The 16,655-nt window shown below is 71.9% G+C and carries 14 protein-coding genes and 1 pseudogene; 7 read left to right on the top strand and 8 right to left on the bottom strand.

Going from position 1 to position 16,655, the window contains the following annotated elements:
• Positions 1-20 precede the first annotated feature (20 nt).
• From acs to J3P30_RS02080, 5 genes are all read right to left on the bottom strand, one after another.
• Positions 21-2,018: an acetate--CoA ligase gene (acs, locus tag J3P30_RS02100; RefSeq protein ID WP_210479298.1), complete on the bottom strand. Its 1,998-nt coding sequence runs from the start codon at positions 2,016-2,018 to the stop codon at positions 21-23.
• Between the two features lie 126 nt (positions 2,019-2,144).
• On the bottom strand, positions 2,145-3,029 hold the full coding sequence (locus J3P30_RS02095; RefSeq protein ID WP_210479297.1) for a sugar ABC transporter permease: 885 nt from the start codon (positions 3,027-3,029) through the stop codon (positions 2,145-2,147).
• On the bottom strand, positions 3,026-4,636 hold the full coding sequence (locus tag J3P30_RS02090; protein WP_210479296.1) for an ABC transporter permease subunit: 1,611 nt from the start codon (positions 4,634-4,636) through the stop codon (positions 3,026-3,028). Before J3P30_RS02090 ends, J3P30_RS02095 begins: the two co-directional genes overlap by 4 nt.
• Positions 4,637-4,707: 71 nt before the next feature.
• Positions 4,708-5,943 carry a maltose ABC transporter substrate-binding protein gene (locus J3P30_RS02085; RefSeq protein ID WP_210479295.1) on the bottom strand — a complete coding sequence of 412 codons (1,236 nt, stop codon included), beginning with the start codon at positions 5,941-5,943 and terminating at the stop codon, positions 4,708-4,710.
• A gap of 104 nt (positions 5,944-6,047) precedes the next feature.
• Entirely contained in the window at positions 6,048-8,081 is a 2,034-nt protein-coding gene (locus J3P30_RS02080; protein ID WP_246852689.1) for a beta-galactosidase, read from the bottom strand.
• Between the two features lie 134 nt (positions 8,082-8,215).
• Between J3P30_RS02080 and J3P30_RS02075 the strand changes: the two genes are divergently transcribed.
• Positions 8,216-9,232 carry a LacI family DNA-binding transcriptional regulator gene (locus J3P30_RS02075; protein WP_307807363.1) on the top strand — a complete coding sequence of 339 codons (1,017 nt, stop codon included), beginning with the start codon at positions 8,216-8,218 and terminating at the stop codon, positions 9,230-9,232.
• A 15-nt stretch (positions 9,233-9,247) separates the two neighbouring features.
• Here J3P30_RS02075 and J3P30_RS02070 read toward each other — a convergent pair whose 3' ends face one another.
• Entirely contained in the window at positions 9,248-9,703 is a 456-nt protein-coding gene (locus tag J3P30_RS02070; protein WP_210479292.1) for a MarR family winged helix-turn-helix transcriptional regulator, read from the bottom strand.
• Between the two features lie 31 nt (positions 9,704-9,734).
• Between J3P30_RS02070 and J3P30_RS02065 the strand changes: the two genes are divergently transcribed.
• Positions 9,735-9,974, top strand: coding sequence for a hypothetical protein (locus J3P30_RS02065; protein WP_210479291.1), 240 nt, complete (start codon positions 9,735-9,737; stop codon positions 9,972-9,974).
• Between the two features lie 9 nt (positions 9,975-9,983).
• On the opposite strand, the gene J3P30_RS02060 is transcribed toward J3P30_RS02065, so the two are convergent.
• A complete protein-coding gene (locus J3P30_RS02060) occupies positions 9,984-10,475 on the bottom strand; it encodes a hypothetical protein (protein WP_307807362.1) in 492 nt (163 codons plus the stop codon).
• Between the two features lie 87 nt (positions 10,476-10,562).
• Here J3P30_RS02060 and J3P30_RS02055 point away from each other — a divergent pair, with 87 nt between their 5' ends.
• Positions 10,563-11,225, top strand: coding sequence for a class I SAM-dependent methyltransferase (locus J3P30_RS02055; protein WP_210479289.1), 663 nt, complete (start codon positions 10,563-10,565; stop codon positions 11,223-11,225).
• Between the two features lie 5 nt (positions 11,226-11,230).
• Here J3P30_RS02055 and J3P30_RS02050 read toward each other — a convergent pair whose 3' ends face one another.
• Positions 11,231-12,301, bottom strand: a complete 1,071-nt coding sequence (locus J3P30_RS02050; protein ID WP_210479288.1) for a LacI family DNA-binding transcriptional regulator — start codon at positions 12,299-12,301, stop codon at positions 11,231-11,233.
• Positions 12,302-12,383: 82 nt separating this feature from the next.
• On the opposite strand from J3P30_RS02050, the gene J3P30_RS02045 reads away from it, so the two are divergent.
• From J3P30_RS02045 to J3P30_RS02030, 4 genes and pseudogenes are all read left to right on the top strand, one after another.
• Positions 12,384-13,601, top strand: coding sequence for an MFS transporter (locus J3P30_RS02045; RefSeq protein ID WP_210479287.1), 1,218 nt, complete (start codon positions 12,384-12,386; stop codon positions 13,599-13,601).
• Positions 13,602-13,751: 150 nt separating this feature from the next.
• Complete coding sequence (locus J3P30_RS02040; RefSeq protein ID WP_210479286.1) at positions 13,752-14,117, top strand: hypothetical protein; 366 nt, start codon at positions 13,752-13,754, stop codon at positions 14,115-14,117.
• Positions 14,118-14,358: 241 nt separating this feature from the next.
• Positions 14,359-15,723: a PP2C family protein-serine/threonine phosphatase gene (locus J3P30_RS02035; RefSeq protein ID WP_210479285.1), complete on the top strand. Its 1,365-nt coding sequence runs from the start codon at positions 14,359-14,361 to the stop codon at positions 15,721-15,723.
• A gap of 108 nt (positions 15,724-15,831) precedes the next feature.
• Positions 15,832-16,623 (top strand): annotated as a pseudogene (locus J3P30_RS02030) (Gfo/Idh/MocA family protein); the annotation flags it as partial.
• Positions 16,624-16,655: the final 32 nt, after the last annotated feature.

Raw genomic sequence — 16,655 nt, 5'->3', positions numbered from 1 at the left:
GCCGCGGGGAACGGACCGCCTCAGCGGCCGGGACTCCCCGCGGCGAGGGCCGCGGCGATCCGCCCCGGCGTGGACGGGTCCTGCAGTGACGTCGTGTCGCCGAGGGGGCGGTGCTCGACCAGGTCGCGGAGCAGCCGCCGCATGATCTTGCCCGACCGCGTCTTGGGCAACTCCGACACCAGGTGCAGGGTGCGGGGCCGAGCGATGGGGCCGATCATGGTGGCGACGTGCGACCGCAGCTCGGAGCTCAGGGAGCCCGGGTCCTCCTGAGATGCGACCGGGATGACGAAGGCGACGACCGCCTGCCCGGTCATCGCGTCGTGAGCGCCGGTCACGGCGGCCTCGCCGACGGCGGGATGCGCGACGAGCGCCGACTCGATCTCGATGGTCGAGAGCCGGTGCCCGGACACGTTGATGACGTCGTCCATCCGCCCGAGTACCCAGATGTCCCCGTCGGCGTCCGCCTTCGCGCCGTCCCCGGAGAGGAAGTACCCGCGGTCCGCGTACGTCCTCCAGTAGGAGTCGAGGTAGCGCTGAGGGTCGCCCCACACCGTCCGCGCCATCGCGGGCCAGGTGCCCTCGACGACGAGGCAGCCGCCGGCGCCCGGCGGCACCCGCTCGCCGTGCGCGTCGACGACGAGCGTGCGCAGGCCGGGAAGCGCGCGGGTCGCGGACCCCGGCTTCAGCGTCGACCGGCCCGGGACGGGGGCCATGATCGCGGCTCCGGTCTCCGACTGCCACCAGGTGTCGATAATGGGGGCCTCGCCCCGGCCGAAGTGCTCGCGGAACCAGACCCAGGCCTCGGGGTTGATCGCCTCCCCGACCGACCCGAGCAGCCGCAGGCTGAACAGGTCGGATCCGGCGGGGAGTCCGTCCGGGAACCAGCTCATCAGGGTGCGGACGAGGGTCGGCGCGGTGTAGTACACGGTCACGCCGTAGCGCTCGATGATCTCGAGGTGCCGCGTCCGCCGAGGGACGTCCGGCGTCCCCTCGTAGATGACCTGGGTCGTCCCGTTCGAGAGCGGCCCGTACAGGGCGTAGGTGTGCGCGGTGACCCAGGCGAGGTCCGCTGTGCACCAGTGGACGTCGTCCGGCTTCGCGTCGAAAACGGCCCAGTGCGTCCAGCTCGCCTGGGTGAGGAAGCCCCCGCTGGTGTGGACGAGGCCCTTGGGCTTCCCCGTCGTCCCCGACGTGTAGATGATGAACAGCGGCGTCTCGGCGTCGAAGGAGCGCGCCTCGTGCGTCTCGGCCTGGTTGTCCACCAGGTCGTGCCACCAGACGTCACGGCCGGGCGTCATCGCGACCTCGTCGCCGGTGCGACGGACGACGAGGACGGTCTCGATGTGCTCGATTCCCCCGACGGCCGCGTCCGCGTTCGGCTTGACCGGCACGGCGCGTCCCCGGCGGAACTGGCCGTCGCTCGTCACGAGCAGCTTCGCTCCCGTGGCCTCCACCCTGAAGCGGAGGGCCTCCGCGGAGAAGCCCCCGAAGACGAGCGAGTGGATGGCGCCGATCCGGGCGACGGCGAGCGTGATGATCACCGTCTCGGGGATCACGGGCAGGTAGATGACGACGCGGTCGCCCTGACCGACGCCGAGCTGCTCGAGCGCGTTGGCCGCCTTCGCGACCTCGCGCTGCAGGTCCGCGAACGTCAGGGTCCTGGTGTCGCCCGCCTCTCCCTCGAAGTGGTACGCGACCTTGTCGCCGAGCCCCGCCTCGACGTGGCGGTCCACGCAGTTGACGGCGACGTTGAGCGTTCCGCCGGAGAACCACTCGGCGCGCGGGGGAGCGAGGCTGCCGTCGGCCTGAAGCGCGGGCTCCCAGCGGTGCGCCGTGTGCCACGGGGTGTCCCAGCGGAGGCGGCGGGCTGCGTCCTCCCAGAAGGCGATCGGGTCCGCGGCCGCCCGGTCCCACGCGTCCGCGTCAAGATTGGCGTTCCGCGCGTGCTCGGGGAGGGGCGGATAGCTGCGGGTCTCGCGGAGGAGCTCGTGGATGGGGCCGGCTGCGGTCTCGGTCACCGTTCCGACGGTAGGTGAGTGCCTCGGCACGACCGCGTGCGCGCCGTCATCCGGCGCAACAGGAGGGGCCGGGCTGCCGGAGGGGGCCGCGGTTGCGCGGGCGCCCTCCTTGCTGCTCCCGGATTCCTATCCCTTGACGGCGCCCTGCGTGAGCCCGCCCACGATGTACCGCTGCGTCGCCAGGAACAGCGCGATCAGCGGGATCGCCGCCACGACCGTCCCGGCCGCGAAGAGGCCCCACCGCGAGGCGAGCTGGTTCGACACCCACTGGTACATGCCGACCGCGAGCGTCCAGTTGTCCTCGCTAGTGAGCACGATCCGCGCGAGGACGAAGTCGCCGAACGCGGCGATGAACGCGAGGAGGCCGACGACCGCGAGCACCGGGGTGACGAGCGGCATGATGATCCGCCAGAACACCTGGGCGTGAGTGGCGCCGTCCATCTTCGCGGACTCGTCGAGTTCCGTCGGGATCGAGTTGAAGAACCCGTACATCAGGAACGTGTTGGCCCCCAGTGCGCCGCCCAGGTACACGCAGATGAGCGTGATCTTCGAGTTGATGCCGAGCTCGGGGACGACCTCGCCGAGGCCCAGCAGCAGCAGGAACAGCGCCACGAACGCCACCGTCTGCGGGAACATCTGGACGATGAGCAGCGCGGTGAGGCCCGCGCGGCGGCCGCGGAAGCGGAAGCGCGAGAACGAGTAGGCAGCCGCGGCGCCCATGAGGACGGCACCGATCGCGGCGACGCCGCCGATCAGGAGGGTATTTCCCATCCAGGTCCAGAACTGCGTCGTGCCGAGGGCTGCGAAGTTGTCGAGGCTCACCGAGCTGAAGAGCGCGTTGCTCGCGGCGAGACTGCCGCGCGGGTTGAAGGCCGCGGACAGCACGTACACCAGGGGGAACACCGCGTAGAAGAGGATCACCGCGGCGACGGGGTACTTCCACCCGACCTCGGACCACCAGCGGCCGCGGCGGGTGGGGGAGCGGAGGGCGCGGGGCTGCGGAGATGTCACTGGTACTCCTCGAGCTTGCGGGTCTGGCGGAAGGCGAGCGCGGAGACGGCGCCGATCACGAGGAAGACGAGGATCGACAGGGCGCTCGCGAGGCCGTAGTCGGCTGCTCCGCCGGCGACCCCGGAGATCTGGTAGATCGCCGTGATCAGGAGGTCGGTGGCGCCGAGGCCCTCCGAGCTGCCGGCGAAGTTCGGCCCTCCGCCGGTGAGCATGTAGATGATCACGAAGTTGTTGAAGCTGAAGGCGAAGGACGAGATCGCGAGCGGCGCCGTCGAGACGAGCAGCAGCGGCAGGATGATCGACCGGAACTGCCGCCACCGGCCGGCCCCGTCGATCTTCGCGGCCTCGAGCGTGTCTCCTGAGAGCGCCTGCAGGGCGCCCGTGCACACGAGCATCCAGTACGGGTAGCTCAGCCAGAGGTTGACCCAGAGCGCGGCGAAGCGGGCGAGCCAGGGGTCCTGGAGCCAGTTGATGTCGGCGCCGAAGAAGAACAGGTCGTTGATGACGCCGAACTCGGAGTTCATCATGCCGCGCCAGAGGAGCGCGGACATGAACGCGGGGAACGCGTACGGCAGGAGGAACAGCGTGCGCAGGATCTTCCGGCCGCGCACGCGGGGATCGTTGTAGATGATCGCGAAGAGGAGTCCGAGCGCGAACGGCATGACGACGGACAGGATGGCGAACGCGAACGTCCACAGCGTCACCTGCAGCAGGGGCGCCGCGAGGCCGGGGTCGGTGACCGCGCGGACGAAGTTGTCGAAGCCGACGTTCACGTACCAGCCGGCGGCGAGCCGCTCGCCGTCCTCGGAGACGAAGCTGCCGCGCTCGGTCGCCTCGTAGACCGTGCCGGTCTCGGTGTCGGTGATCGTCTGCGCCTCGGGGTCCCAGGTGAGGGACGAACTGTAGACGACTCCCGTGCTGCCCTCGCGCGTCCGGATGGAGCCGTCCTCGGGGTCGTCGGAGACCGGGACCCGGAGTCCCACCACCTGCTCCTGGAGTGCGGTGTCCGCGAGCACCTGGGCTCGCGGCACGACGGTCCAGCCCGGCACCTCGGTGGGGGCGCCGTTCTGGCCGACCTCGGCGCCGTCGACCTCGGTGAGCGGCTCGGTCGCGGAGCCGACGCGGACGTCGCCGTCGTCGTTGATGGCGAAGCCGAGCTCGCCGCCGCGCTGGACGACGGCGAGCGGATAGTCGGGGGAGTCCGCGACCCGGCGCTCGCCCTGGATCAGGGCGGCCTCCACGGCCTGCGCCTGCGAGCCGGCGTGCCCGGTCCCGTAGTTGGTGAAGGCGACGTAGCCCGTGTAGAGGAAGCTGAAGATCTGGAAGATGAGGAGGAACGCGAGCCCCGGCACGAGGTACTTCAGGGGCAGGGCGCGCTTCACGAAGTAGACGACGTCGACGATGACGAGCAGCGCGACGGCCGCGCCGAGGATGACCCAGGACTCCGCGCGCCAGGCGGAGAGGATCGCGGTCATGCCGAAGGCGTTGACGAGGGCGAGGAGGGCGAGCTTGACCAGAAAGCCCCAGCCGGGCCCGCGCCACTTCCGCGCGTGCGACTCGCCGCCGGGCGTCTCGGTCGCCTGCGGGCGCTCCATCTGCGCAGTCATCCTGCTCCTCCTCTTTCTCGGGTCCGGGCCGCCGGGGCGGGACTCGCGTCCCGCCCCGGCCGCCCGATGACTCAACCGGCGAGCTCGGCCTCGAGGTCGGTGATCATCTGGTTCCACGTCGCGACCGGGTCGGCGCCGTTGATGATCTGCGACTGGGCCGCGTTCCAGAAGTCCCACACCGAGCCCATCTCGGGGATGCTCGGCATCGGCACGCCGTTCTGGGACGACGCGAGGAAGCCCGCGATGATCGGGTCGCTCGCGACCTCCTCGGCGAGGGCCGTGTAGGCCGGGATGCGCGGGTCCGCCTCGTACAGGGCGCGCTGGGCCTCCTCGGTGGCGAGGTAGTTCACCAGGAACTCCGTGGCGAGCAGCGCGTTCTCGCTCTGCGAGCTGAGGTAGAAGCCCTGCACACCGACGAACGGCGCGGCGGTCTGACCGCCCGCGGACGGGATCGGGTTCACCGTGATGTCGACGTCCGGCAGAGCGCTGACCGCCCAGGGGCCCTGGATGGTGAACGGCGCCTGGCCCGAGTTGAACAGCTCGTTGTTGATGTCGTAGTCGACGGTGGTGGAGATGTAGCCCGTGCCGGCCGAGCCGTTGGCGTGCAGCCACTGCGCGAAGGCCTCGCCCGCGGCACCGCCCATGCCGACCTGCGTCGTGTACGAGCCCGACTCGTCCTGCACGAACACCGGAGCGCCGAACGAGGTCTGGAAGCCGTACATCGTGTACGCGTCGCCCGTCTCGGCGTTCGTGTTGATGACGAACGGACGCTCCGTGCCGGCCTCGAGCCCGCGCTGGATCATCTCGTCCCAGGTCGCCGGAGCCTCCGCGCCCACGAGCGCCGTGTTCTGAAGGAGCGCGACGGTCTCGAGCGAGTAGGGGAGCGCGTACAGCTGGCCCTCGTAGGTCATGGCCTCGAGCGCCACCTGCTCGAACTCGCCCGCCTTGTCGCCGAGGTCGATGGTGTCGACCACGCCGGCCGCCACCAGGGCGCCCAGCCAGTCGTGCGCGCCGACCGTGATGTCCGGGCCCTCGCCCGTGGGCACCTGCGCGATGAAGTCCGCGCGGAGGTCCTCGAAGTTCTTCTGCACGAGCGTGACCGTCGCGCCGGACTCCTCCTCGAAGGCGGCGGCCGCGTCCTTGATGGCCTCCTCGCGCTCCGCGTCGGTCCAGATGACGATCTCCGCTCCGCCTTCACCGTTCCCGCCGCCGGACTCGCCCGAGTCGGTCGACGGGCTGCTGCTGCAGCCCGCGAGGATCGCGGCCGACGCCACGGCAAGGGCGCCGAATCCGAAGTGCTTACGCATGTTCTTCCTTTTCCAGATGTGGTCGGCGCGTCTGGTCGATCGCGCCGTTACGACCGTGGTGGCGCCGGACCGGACGGTCCGGGCGCAGGGTGCTGTGGGGCAGGTCACTCGGGCGGGCGACCACCTCCTCCGGCGCTGCGCGCGGTGCGGATCACGGCGACCTCGCCGGCCGGCACGTCCAGGAAGGTGCGCACCTCGGCGCCCGTGAGCAGCTCGACGCCGTCGGCGGGGAGCCGGGCCGGCACCTCGAGGTGGTTGATCGCGACGACGTAGTCGGCCTCGGCGCCGTGCCGCGTGACGACCTCGAGGCCCTCCGGCAGGCCGCGGGGAACCAGGCCGGCGTCCGCGTAGACGTCGGTCATCACCCTGCGCAGGGCGATGGCGTCGAGCCGGGTGCTGACGTACCAGCCCGTCCCCGACCCGAAGCGGTGGCGCGTGATCGCGGGACCGTCGGCGCCCGGGCCGTCGGCGTAGCGAGCGACGACCTCCGCCCCGTGCAGCTGCAGGGCCTCCTGCCAGACGTCGGCGGGGAGCGTCGCGGCGTCGTCGCCGGTCCAGCGCACGCTGCAGCGCTCGCCCTCGCGCAGCGGGAGGTGCTCCTCGACCAGGACCCCGAGCGCGTCCTGCAGGGGAGCGAGGAAGCCGCCCTCGTGGACCGCGTCGTTCTCGTCGACGACCCCGGAGAAGTAGGAGACCAGGAGCGTGCCGCCCTGCTCGACGTAGCGAGTGAGGTTGGCGGCGTCGGCGACGCTGAGCAGGTACTGCGCGGGCGCGACGACGAGCTTGTAGCGGGAGAGGTCGTGACCGGGGAGGACGAAGTCCGCCGTGATGCCGTCACGCCAGAGCCGCTCGTAGTACGCCCGGATCCGCTCGTTGTGGCTGAGGTCGACCGAGGGACGCCACTCGAGGTCCTGGGCCCAGAACGACTCGAAGTCCCACAGAATCGCGACGTCCGCCACGACCTCGGAGGACCGGACCTCCGCGAGGCGCTCCAGCTTGGCGCCCAGGTCGACGACCTCCCGCCATACCCGCGACCGGGTGCCGGCATGGGGGAGCATCGCCGAGTGGAACTTCTCAGCGCCGGACCGGCCGGCGCGCCACTGGAAGAAGAGGATGGCATCCGCGCCGCGCCCGAGGTGCGCGAGCGAGTTGCGGGCCATCTCACCGGGGCGCTTCGCGATGTTGCGCGGCTGCCAGTTGACGGCCGAGGTCGAGTGCTCCATCAGGATCCACGGTGCGCCGCCGCCGAGGGAGCGCGAGAGGTCGGCGGCGATCGAGAGGCCGAGGTGCGCGTCGGGGTCGGCCGCCCACAGGTAGTGGTCGTCGGCGACCACGTCGACCAACGGAGCCCACTTCCACAGGTCGGTCGCCCAGGCCTGGTTCGCCATGAAGTTCGTAGTGATCGGCTGCGTCGCGTGCGCGCGGATCGCATCGCGCTCGGCGACGAAGCACTCGCGGAGCTGGTGGTCGGTGAAGCGGGCGAAGTCGAGCCGCTGCGCGGGGTTGACGACCGAGGGCGCCGCCGCGGGCGCGCCCACGTGCTCCCAGTCGGTGTAGTGCTGGCCCCAGAAGGCGGTTCCCCAGGCGCGGTTGAGGCCGTCGAGGCTCCCGTAGCGGTCGAGCAGCCAGCCCTGGAAGGCGCGCACCGACTGCTCCGAGTAGTCCTCCCCGACCGGGACGCCGTACTCGTTGTGCACGTGCCACAGCACCACCGCGGGATGGCGGGCGTAGCGACGGGCGAGGGCGTGGGCGATGCGGACGATCGCGGACCGGTACGCGGGGGAGGAGTGGGAGGCCATCCCGCGGGAGCCGAAGCCCATCACGACGCCATCGCGGTTCCTCACGCGGGCATCGGGATGGGCGGCGAAGAACCAGGCGGGCGGGGAGGCCGTCGGCGTGCCGAGGTCGACCGCGATGCCGTTCTCGTGCAGCAGGTCGAGCACCTCGTCGAGCCACGCGAAGTCGAAGACTCCCTCACTGGTCTCGAGGAGGGCCCACGAAAAGATCCCGACGCTGACGAGGTTCACCCCCGCCTCGCGCATCAGCGCGACGTCCTCGCGCCAGGTCTCGCGTGGCCACTGCTCGGGGTTGTAGTCGCCGCCGTAGGCGATGCCCGGCAATGCAGGGAAGGCGCTCAAGATACTCCATCGGATCAGGCTGGGACCGGTCACAGTTCTACCCCACCGCTTCGGCGAGCGCCACCTCCGCCACACGCCGTTACGCGACTGTGACCGGTCCCAAAACCGAGCGTCCGCGCGGTAGAGTCACCGCCGTGAGCGACACCGCGGCCCTCGGGCGCAGGCCCACCATCCGCGATGTCGCGCGGACTGCAGGCGTCTCCCACGGCACGGTCTCGCGTGTCATCAACGGCGGCCACTGGGTCTCCCCACAGGCGCGCGCGGCGGTGGAGGAGGCCATCCGGGTCACCGGGTACACCGCGAACCATCACGCGCGGAGCCTCGCTCGGGGCCGGGCCGGATCCCTCGCCTTCCTGCTGACCGAGCCGCAGCATCTGCTGTTCGAGGATCCGACGTTCGCGCTGCTGCTCCGCGGAGCGGCGGAGGCCCTCGCGCAGCGGGACATGACGCTCGTCCTGCTCGTCGCGGGCACGGCGAGCGAGCGGGCGAACGTCGAGCACTTCGTCGGAGCGGGCCACGTCGACGGGGTCATGCTCATCTCGTCGCACGAGTCCGATCCGCTGCTCGAGTCGCTCCTGCGGGCCGGGGTGCCGACCGTCTGCTGTGGTGTGCCCCTCGGTCACGAGGCCGTGGTGCCCGCCGTCTCCGTGGACGAGGCGGGCTCGGCCCGGGGGATGACGCGCTACCTCCTCGACCGGGGGCATCGGCGCATCGCCACGATCGCGGGTCCTCACGACACTCCCGGGGGCAAGTACCGGCTCGAGGGGTTCCGCGAGGAGATGGGCGACCTGTTCGTCGCCGAGCTCGTGGAGGAGGGGGACTACAGCGAGGAGTCGGGCGCCGCGGCCATGTCCCGGCTGCTGGAGCGGTCGCCGCGGCTCGACGCGGTGTTCGCGGCGAACGACCGGATGGCGATCGGCGCGATGGGAGTGCTGCAGAAGCGCGGGCTCCGAGTTCCTGAGGACCTCGCGGTGGCAGGGTTCGACGACTCGGGCCAGGCGGCCCGCCATGAGCCCGCTCTCACCACCATGCGCCAGCCCTGGGCGCGGATCAGCGCGGAGATGGTCGCGCTGCTGGTGGACGTCATCGACGGGGTGCCGCGCGAGGCGATGACCCTGTCGACGGAGCTCGTCGTGCGCGAGAGCGCCTGAGGTGGCCCCGTTCCCTCACGCGGACGTCGCGGAGCCAGCGATCCCGGCCCGCTCGGTGGCGGCGAGGAGGAGGCTGAGCCGGTCGCGGAGCTCCTCGAGCTCCTCGACCCGCATCCCCAGCCGGCCGACGATCTGAGCCGGGACCTCCTCCGCTCTGCTCCGGAGGGCTGCGCCCTCCGGCGTGAGCGTCACGTTCAGGGCGCGCTCGTCCTTCGGGTCGCGGATGCGCTCGATGAGTCCCGCCGCCTCGAGGCGCTTCAGCAGCGGGCTGAGCGTCGCGGAGTCGAGGAGGAGCTGGTCCGCGATGTCCCGGACCCGTCGCGGGCTCTTCTCCCAGAGCGCGAGCATCACGAGGTACTGCGGGTGGGTGAGCCCGAGCGGCTCCAGTACGGGGCGATAGAGGGCGACAACGGATCGGCTCGCCGCGGCGAGGGCGAAGCAGACCTGGCGGTCGAGGGCGAGGAGGTCCACCCTCCTACTTTAGCTAGTACACTAACTATTCGTGCGCGAACGAGACGATACCAACCCCTACCGGGGCCTTCCCGGGTTCTGGAACCTGTGGAACCGGATCACGTACAACTTCTCGGGAGCGGCGCAGGTCGGGGTCGGGCGGGGCAAGAAGGAGCAGCCGTACGAGCCCACGGGGGATCCCCGCTGCCCCATCTGCGGGCGGCTCATGGCTGAGCACCGCATCGAGCGCGGCACCGCGACCGTCCCCACCCGGGTGCACTGCCCGCGCTGAGCCCAGAGGTCAATGGCTCACCGTGCCGCGGCGCGAGGCCAGGACGGGCCGGATCAGCCGGTCGGCGGCGATCCCGGTCACGATCGAGTACACGGTCTTGTGCGCCACGTCGACGAGCTGCTCCGAACGGGGCCACGTCGGCGGCGGGGCGCCCGCCCCGGTGCCGTTTTCGAGGGTCTGGTCGAAGGCGAGTCGGACCGCGGTGTGGTGGGCGTTGGCGAGCCCTCCCCGGATGCCGGTGACCGCCCAGACGCCGCGCAGAGCGCCGAGCACGGCGCCGGTGCCCCAGTGCATCACGTGGTTCCACACGGGCGACTGCGGCCCGTCCCCCGGCCGCCGGCCCATCAGGGTCAGCAGCGTCCGAGCCGGGGTGTAGGAGTTCGGGCGCTTCGTGATGGCCTGCTCCGCCTTCTCGCCGGCGGTCATGGCGGCCACTCCTGCCAGTCCGCACGCCATACCGATCAGTGCGGCGCGTCCCAGCGCCGTGGTGCGAGTCGACACGATGGCTCCTCTCGCCATGGATCCCTGCGCCACGGTAGGGCGGGGAACTGGTCGCCAGGTGGGAGCCTGTCTCGACAGAATGTCGGCATGCCGCGGACCCCGCCCACCTGGTCCCCGCATCCGGGGTTCGCCCGCGCGTTCGCGAAGGCGGTCCCCGAGATGGACCGCCGCGGCGCGGGTCGGCATCGGCGGGAGCTCCTCGCGCCGGCGACGGGAACGGTGGTCGAGGTCGGATCCGGAGCCGGCAGCAGCTTCCCGCACTACCCGCCGGCAGTGACCCGGGTCGTCGCCGTCGAGCCCGACCCCTACCTCCGTGGGCTCTCCGAGCAGGCCGCCGGGCGGGCGCCGGTGCCGGTCCAGGTCCGGAGCGGGCTCGCCGAGGATCTGCCCGTCGCCGACGGCGCGGCCGACGTGGTGGTCGCGAGTCTCGTGCTCTGCAGCGCCACCGACCAGGAGCAGGCGCTGCGCGAGTTCCGGCGCGTTCTCCGTCCGGGCGGCGCTCTCCTGTTCTACGAGCACGTGCGGTCCGAGCACCCGCTCCTCGCCGGTGTCGAGGACCTGGTGACGCCGCTGTGGCGGCGCATGGCGGGCAACTGCCACCCGAATCGGGACACGCTCGCGGTGATCCGGGACGGCGGCTTCCGCGTCGTCGGCGTCCGCCGCTTCGGGTTCGCGCCGGCCTCGCTCGGTCCGCCCCTCGCGCACATCCTCGGCGCGGCGGTCGTGGGCGGCGACGAGACCCCGTCCTGACGCGGCTAGGACGGAAGCGAGCGCGTGACGGGACCCGTCGTGCGGCCGACGTGCAGCTGGCAGGTGAAGCTCGCGGCCGCCGGCTCCTCGCCCGCGAGCAGGCGCACGACGGCGGCTCCCGCCGCTCGGCCCTTCTCCTGGGCGGGCTGGACGAGCGTCGTGAGGTCCCAGGGCCGGACGAGCTCCGGGCGGATGCCGTCGAAGCCGAGGACGCTGAGGTCGTCGGGGATGCTCAGCCCCGCCTCCTCCGCGGCCCGGAGGACGCCGACGGCCAGGAGGTCGCTCTGCGCGATCACGGCGGTCGGCCGGGGGGAGAGGGAGAGCACGAGGCGGCCCGCCTCGAGCCCCGCGTCGACCGTGCTGCCCGTCGCGACGGCGCCGTCGAACTCCGGGTAGACGTCGCGCACACCGCGCAGCCGCTCGAGCGCGGTGTGCGAGGTGGTCCGTGTCTCCCAGTCCGCGGGCAGCGGAGCCGACCCGCTCGAGGGCTGGAGCGGCAGCGCCACGACCGCGACGCGCTCGTGGCCGAGGGAGCGCAGATGGCGGGCGCCCTCGGCGCTCGCCCGGCGGTTGTCGAGCCCGATGGTGAAGACGCCGGCGCGCTCCTCGGCTTCGACGGCGACGACCGGCAGGCCGCGAAGCCGCAGCCGGTCGACCGACTCGTCGATGCGCGTGCTGCACCCGACGAGGATCGCGGCGTCCATCGGAGCGGACGTGAGGTGGCTGAGCTCGCCGCCCGACTCCGTCAGGAGCAGCAGGGACGCACCGGCCGCGCCCGCCTCGTCGGCGACCCCGTCCAGCATGGCGACGTTCATCGGGTCCCGGAACGCGTCGGCGAGACGGTCCTCCATCACGACGCCGACGACCCCGCTCCGGCCTCGACGCAGAGCGGCCGCCCGGGGGTCCGGTCCTCCGTAGCCGAGCTGCTCGGCCGCCGCGAGCACCCGTTCGCGAGTGGCTGCGGACACCGGGCCGCTCCCGCTGAACGCGAGGGAGGCGGTCGACGCGGACACGCCGGCGAGCTCCGCCACCGCCGCGAGTGTGGGGCGGGCTCCTGAGGTTGCCGTGTCGGACACGAGGCCCTAGCCTAGTCGAATCGGTTCGATCGAATCGATTCGAGGTTCTCTCGCTTCGCAGTTCTCACTCAAGGGGTCCCGCATGTCCGTCTCGTCGCCTCCCGCCGCCGTGCAGGAGCTGTCGCGCCGCCAGGTCGTCGACTGGCGCAATGCGGTCTTCCTGATGTTCGCGCTGCCCGGCATCGCCTTCGCGACCTGGGCATCCCGCATCCCCGCGGTCCGCGACTCCCTCGGCGCGAGCACGAACGAGGTCGGCGTGATCATCAGCGGCATGGCGATCGGCTCGGTGATCGGCCTGCTGGCCTCGGGGCGCATCGTGGCGCGCTTCGGCGCCCGCCCGACGATGGTCGTGATGATGATCCTGGCCGCCGTCGGGCTCACGGTGACCGGGATCGGAGCGACCGCCGGCGCCTTCTGGGTGGTGTTCGCCGGTCTGGCCGTCGTGGGAGCCGGCAGCGGCATCTGCGACGTCGCGATGAACGTCTCGGGCGCGGCGAACGAGCGCGCGCTGGGCCGGGCGATCATGCCGATCTTTCATGCCTTCTTCAGCTTCGGGACGATGATCGGCGCCGGGCTCGGAGTGGTCGCCGAAGCCCTCGACGTCCCGGTCGCACTGCACTTCGGCGTGATCGCGGCGGTCGCCGTCGTCGGCGTGCTGATCGCGGTGCGCCCGATGCAGTCGGAGCAGTTCGGTGCCGAGCAGGAGCCGAAGTCCTCGGGCCCGCGGCGTGGACTCCGTATCGATCTCCCCACCCTGCTCATCGGCCTGGTCGTGCTCGCCGCGGCGTTCAGCGAGGGCACCGCGAACGACTGGCTCGCGCTCGCGATGGTGGACGGGCACGACGTGACCAAGGAGACCGGCGCCATCGTCTTCGGCGTGTTCCTCACCGCCATGACGCTCGGCCGGCTGCTCGGGGTGCGTGCCCTCGACAAGTGGGGTCGTGTCCCGGTCGTGCGCGTCTCGTTCGCCCTCGCGGTCCTGGGACTGCTCGCCGTCATCTTCGCCCCGGATCCCGTCCTCGCCACGGTCGGCGCGGTCGCGTGGGGTCTCGGCTCCGCGCTCGGGTTCCCGGTCGGCATGTCGGCGGCCGCGGACGACCCGGCGAAGGCCGCGACGCGCGTGGGCGCGGTGGCCACCGTCGGCTACTTCGCGTTCCTCGTCGGGCCGCCGGTGATCGGCTTCCTCGGCGAGCAGCTGGGCATCCTGACGGCGCTGCTCGTCGTGCTGGTGCTCGTGACGGTGGGCGGTCTCGTCTCGTCCGCGGTGCGGGAGCCGCGCCGGCAGGACCCGGCCGCCTGAGGAGGACGAAGGCGGATGACGCTGCAGGACCGCCGGTCGGGAGCTCCGCGAGGGCCCAAGGCCATGGACCTGAGGCCGACTCAGCGCCCATACTGATGCCGGGGTGGTTCCCACCCCCGCGCTTCCCACCCGACAGCGGAAGGACTGCCCATGGGGTCCCTCATCTACGGCGTCGCTCCTGCGATCCGCATCGAGGATCGGGTCCTCCGGCACCTGCAGGCCGTGATCGTCGGCAAGCTCCGCCGGGGCGAGAGCTTCTCGTTCAACTGGGATCAGGAGCCCGGTGTCGGCGAGGACGAGGCCACCGACGAGGCCGCTGCTCACGGCACGGTCTGGATCGGGCCCGCGTCCCAGCTGTACTTCCGCTACGACGGACCTCGTGACGGCCACGTGCTGAACCGCGAGTGGCTCGAGGTGCTCATGCGCGCGTCGAACAGCGCGGGTGGTCTGCACGTCGTGCCGGAGCCCGTGCAGCAGTCCGGCGCGGCTGACGCGGCCTCCGCGTCCCACCACTAGCGACCCGGTGCGCCGCGGGACCGGCGCGCAGCGCCGGGGACCGTTCACCAGGGCCTGAGGCGTCGGGCGGCCACCCGAACGGGGTCTGTCCGGAGGGTGCCGGCGAGGGCTAGCGTGACGGCAGCATCGCGGGGGTGGCCCGTGGGGAAGCGCTGGGGGGCGGAATGCTGCCGCATGCCGTGCGCGTGGACGGGACGGGAACGGTCGCGGACGACCGTCCGGCCGGGATCGGCGGCCGATCGTGCTGGACGCGCTGACGCTCCGCGTCGCCTTCGCCGTGGCGGCGCTGACCCTGCTGCTCCTGTTCTTCTTCGTCACCTTCCGCGGCACGAGATCCCGGTACAGCCTCTGGTGGTGCATCGCTCTCGCGCTGTTCCTCACGGGCTCGTCCGCCTACCTGCTCGACGGCACGGAGCACCAGGTGTGGGCGAACCCGCTGGGCAACGTCCTGCTCGTCGCCGGCGCGGTCGGAGTGTGGTCCGGGGCCCGCTCTCTCCGCCGCGCGCCGGCGCGCGCGTGGTGGCTGGCGGCGGCGCCGCTCGTCACGCTCGTGGCCTCGGTCCTGGACCATCCCGCGACCAACGACTGGTCCGGCGGCCCCGTCTTTCTGGCGTCCATGAGCCTTCTGATCGGGCTCTCCTCCCGCGAGCTCCTCCTCCTCGATCCCGGGTACTCGAGGGTGCGGTGGCCGCTCGTCGCCGTCTCCGGTGCCCTGTCGGTCTATTACGCCCTTCGCCTGATCGCGTTCGTCACGGTCGGCCCCCGGGCGCCTCTGTTCACGACCTGGTTCGGGACCGAGGTGACGACGCTCGTCACCATGGTGCTCCTCGTCGTCGTCTCGTTCGGCATGGCGGGGCTGAGCGGCGAGCAGCTCGCCCGGGATCTCACCACGCGCGCCACGCGCAGCAGCGAGGAGCTGGCTCAGGCGGCCGAGGTCCAGCGGAGCCTGCTGCCCCAGTCCTCCCCGGCGGTCCCCGGCTACGAGATCTCCGGCGCCGTCGTGCCGAGCCGGGGCGTGAGCGGCGACTTCTTCGACTGGCAGCGCACGGACGACGGCCTCGCCCTGACCGTGGCCGATGTGATGGGGAAGGGGCTCGGGGCGGCGATGATCGCGGCCACCACTCGGGCGGCCGTCCGGGGCACGCTGCCCCACAGGGGGACGGCCGAGGCGGTCGGGACCCTCTCCTCCGTCCTGTCCGAGGACCTCACGAGCACGCAGGCGTTCGTGACGCTGTTCCACGCACGCCTGTGCGTCGCGCGCAGCGAGCTCACCGTGACCGATGCGGGTCACGGACTGGGCGTCATCCTGCGGGCCGACGGGAGCGACGAGCTGATGTCGTCCCAGCATCTCCCGCTTGGCGTGGTGCCGGACCAGGAGTGGCGGACGCGGACGTACCGGCTGGGCGTTGGGGACCTCGTGCTCGTGTTCAGCGACGGAGTGCTCGATCTCTTCGACGGGTCGCTCGACTCCCTGCGGCAGGCCGCCGACCTGGCGACGCGGACCTCGCCGACGGCGGCGGGAGCGGTCGGCAGCGTGACCGCCCTGGCCTCCCGCGTCTCCCTCGACGATGACGTGACGGTCGTGGCGATCCGCCGCACCGCCTGAGCGCCCGCCTACCAGGGCCGCCGGGCGCAGACAACCCGCGCCGAGCGGAGGTGCGAACGGCGAGGATCGGAGGGTGACCCGTTCGACCTGCCTCTTCGAGGGGACGCGATGATCCGCCGCCGCAACGACGAAGAGCGCACTCCTCCGCTCAGGATCATCCACGTCGGGATGGGCATGTGGGGCAGGTTCTGGGCGGCCGAGCTGCGGAAGCACCCCGAGATCGCGACGACCGTCGCCTATGTCGACGTGGTGCCGGAGATGCTCGCGCTGCTGCGGGACGAGCTGCCCATCGAGGAGGCCGCCTGCTTCCCGTCGCTCCAGGACGCGCTGGCCGCGTCGGACGCGGAAGCCGTCCTCGTGACCACCGCCCTCCCCGGCCACGTGCCCGTCGCGCTCGAGGCGCTGGAGGCGGGTCTTCACGTGCTGGTCGAGAAGCCGTTCGCGCCCTCCGTCGCCGAGGCGCGCTCGGTGGTCTCGGCCGCGAAGCGCGCGGACCGCGTCCTCATGGTCAGCCAGAACTACCGGTTCTTCCCGGCGCCGCGCGTCGTTGCGGACCTCGTCGCCAAGCGGACGCTGGGGGAGGTCGGGCCCGTCAGCGTCGCGTTCCGCAAGGGCGAGATCGCCGAGGATCCGCAGAAGCACCGCCACTACTTCCTGCCCGACCCGCTGCTGCTCGACATGTCGATCCACCACTTCGACCTGATGCGCTTCGTCCTCGGCCAGGAGCCGACGCGGGTCCACACCGTCACCCGGGACCCGGTGTGGAGCCACTTCGTCGGGGCCGCAGCGGCGGTGGCGACCATCGAGTTCACCGGCGGGATCGTCGTCGACTACCAGGGCAGCTGGGTGAGCACCGCACCTCCGACCGCGTGGGCGGGGGAGTGGGTCATGGAGTGCGAGCGCGGCTCCATCGCGTGGACGAGCCGCGGGGA

The sequence above is a fragment of the Naasia sp. SYSU D00948 genome (assembly GCF_017916515.1).
In the GTDB taxonomy this organism is placed as follows: Bacteria; Actinomycetota; Actinomycetes; order Actinomycetales; family Microbacteriaceae; genus Naasia.
This window is presented reverse-complemented; position numbering and strand designations above follow the sequence as displayed.

Coding starts and splice junctions, on each gene's coding strand:
- J3P30_RS02090 (WP_210479296.1), bottom strand. CDS start 4,636: ATGACTGCGCAGATGGAGCGCCCGCAGGCGACCGAGACGCCCGGCGGC.
- J3P30_RS02085 (WP_210479295.1), bottom strand. CDS start 5,943: ATGCGTAAGCACTTCGGATTCGGCGCCCTTGCCGTGGCGTCGGCCGCG.
- J3P30_RS02055 (WP_210479289.1), top strand. CDS start 10,563: ATGCCGCGGACCCCGCCCACCTGGTCCCCGCATCCGGGGTTCGCCCGC.
- J3P30_RS02045 (WP_210479287.1), top strand. CDS start 12,384: ATGTCCGTCTCGTCGCCTCCCGCCGCCGTGCAGGAGCTGTCGCGCCGC.
- J3P30_RS02040 (WP_210479286.1), top strand. CDS start 13,752: ATGGGGTCCCTCATCTACGGCGTCGCTCCTGCGATCCGCATCGAGGAT.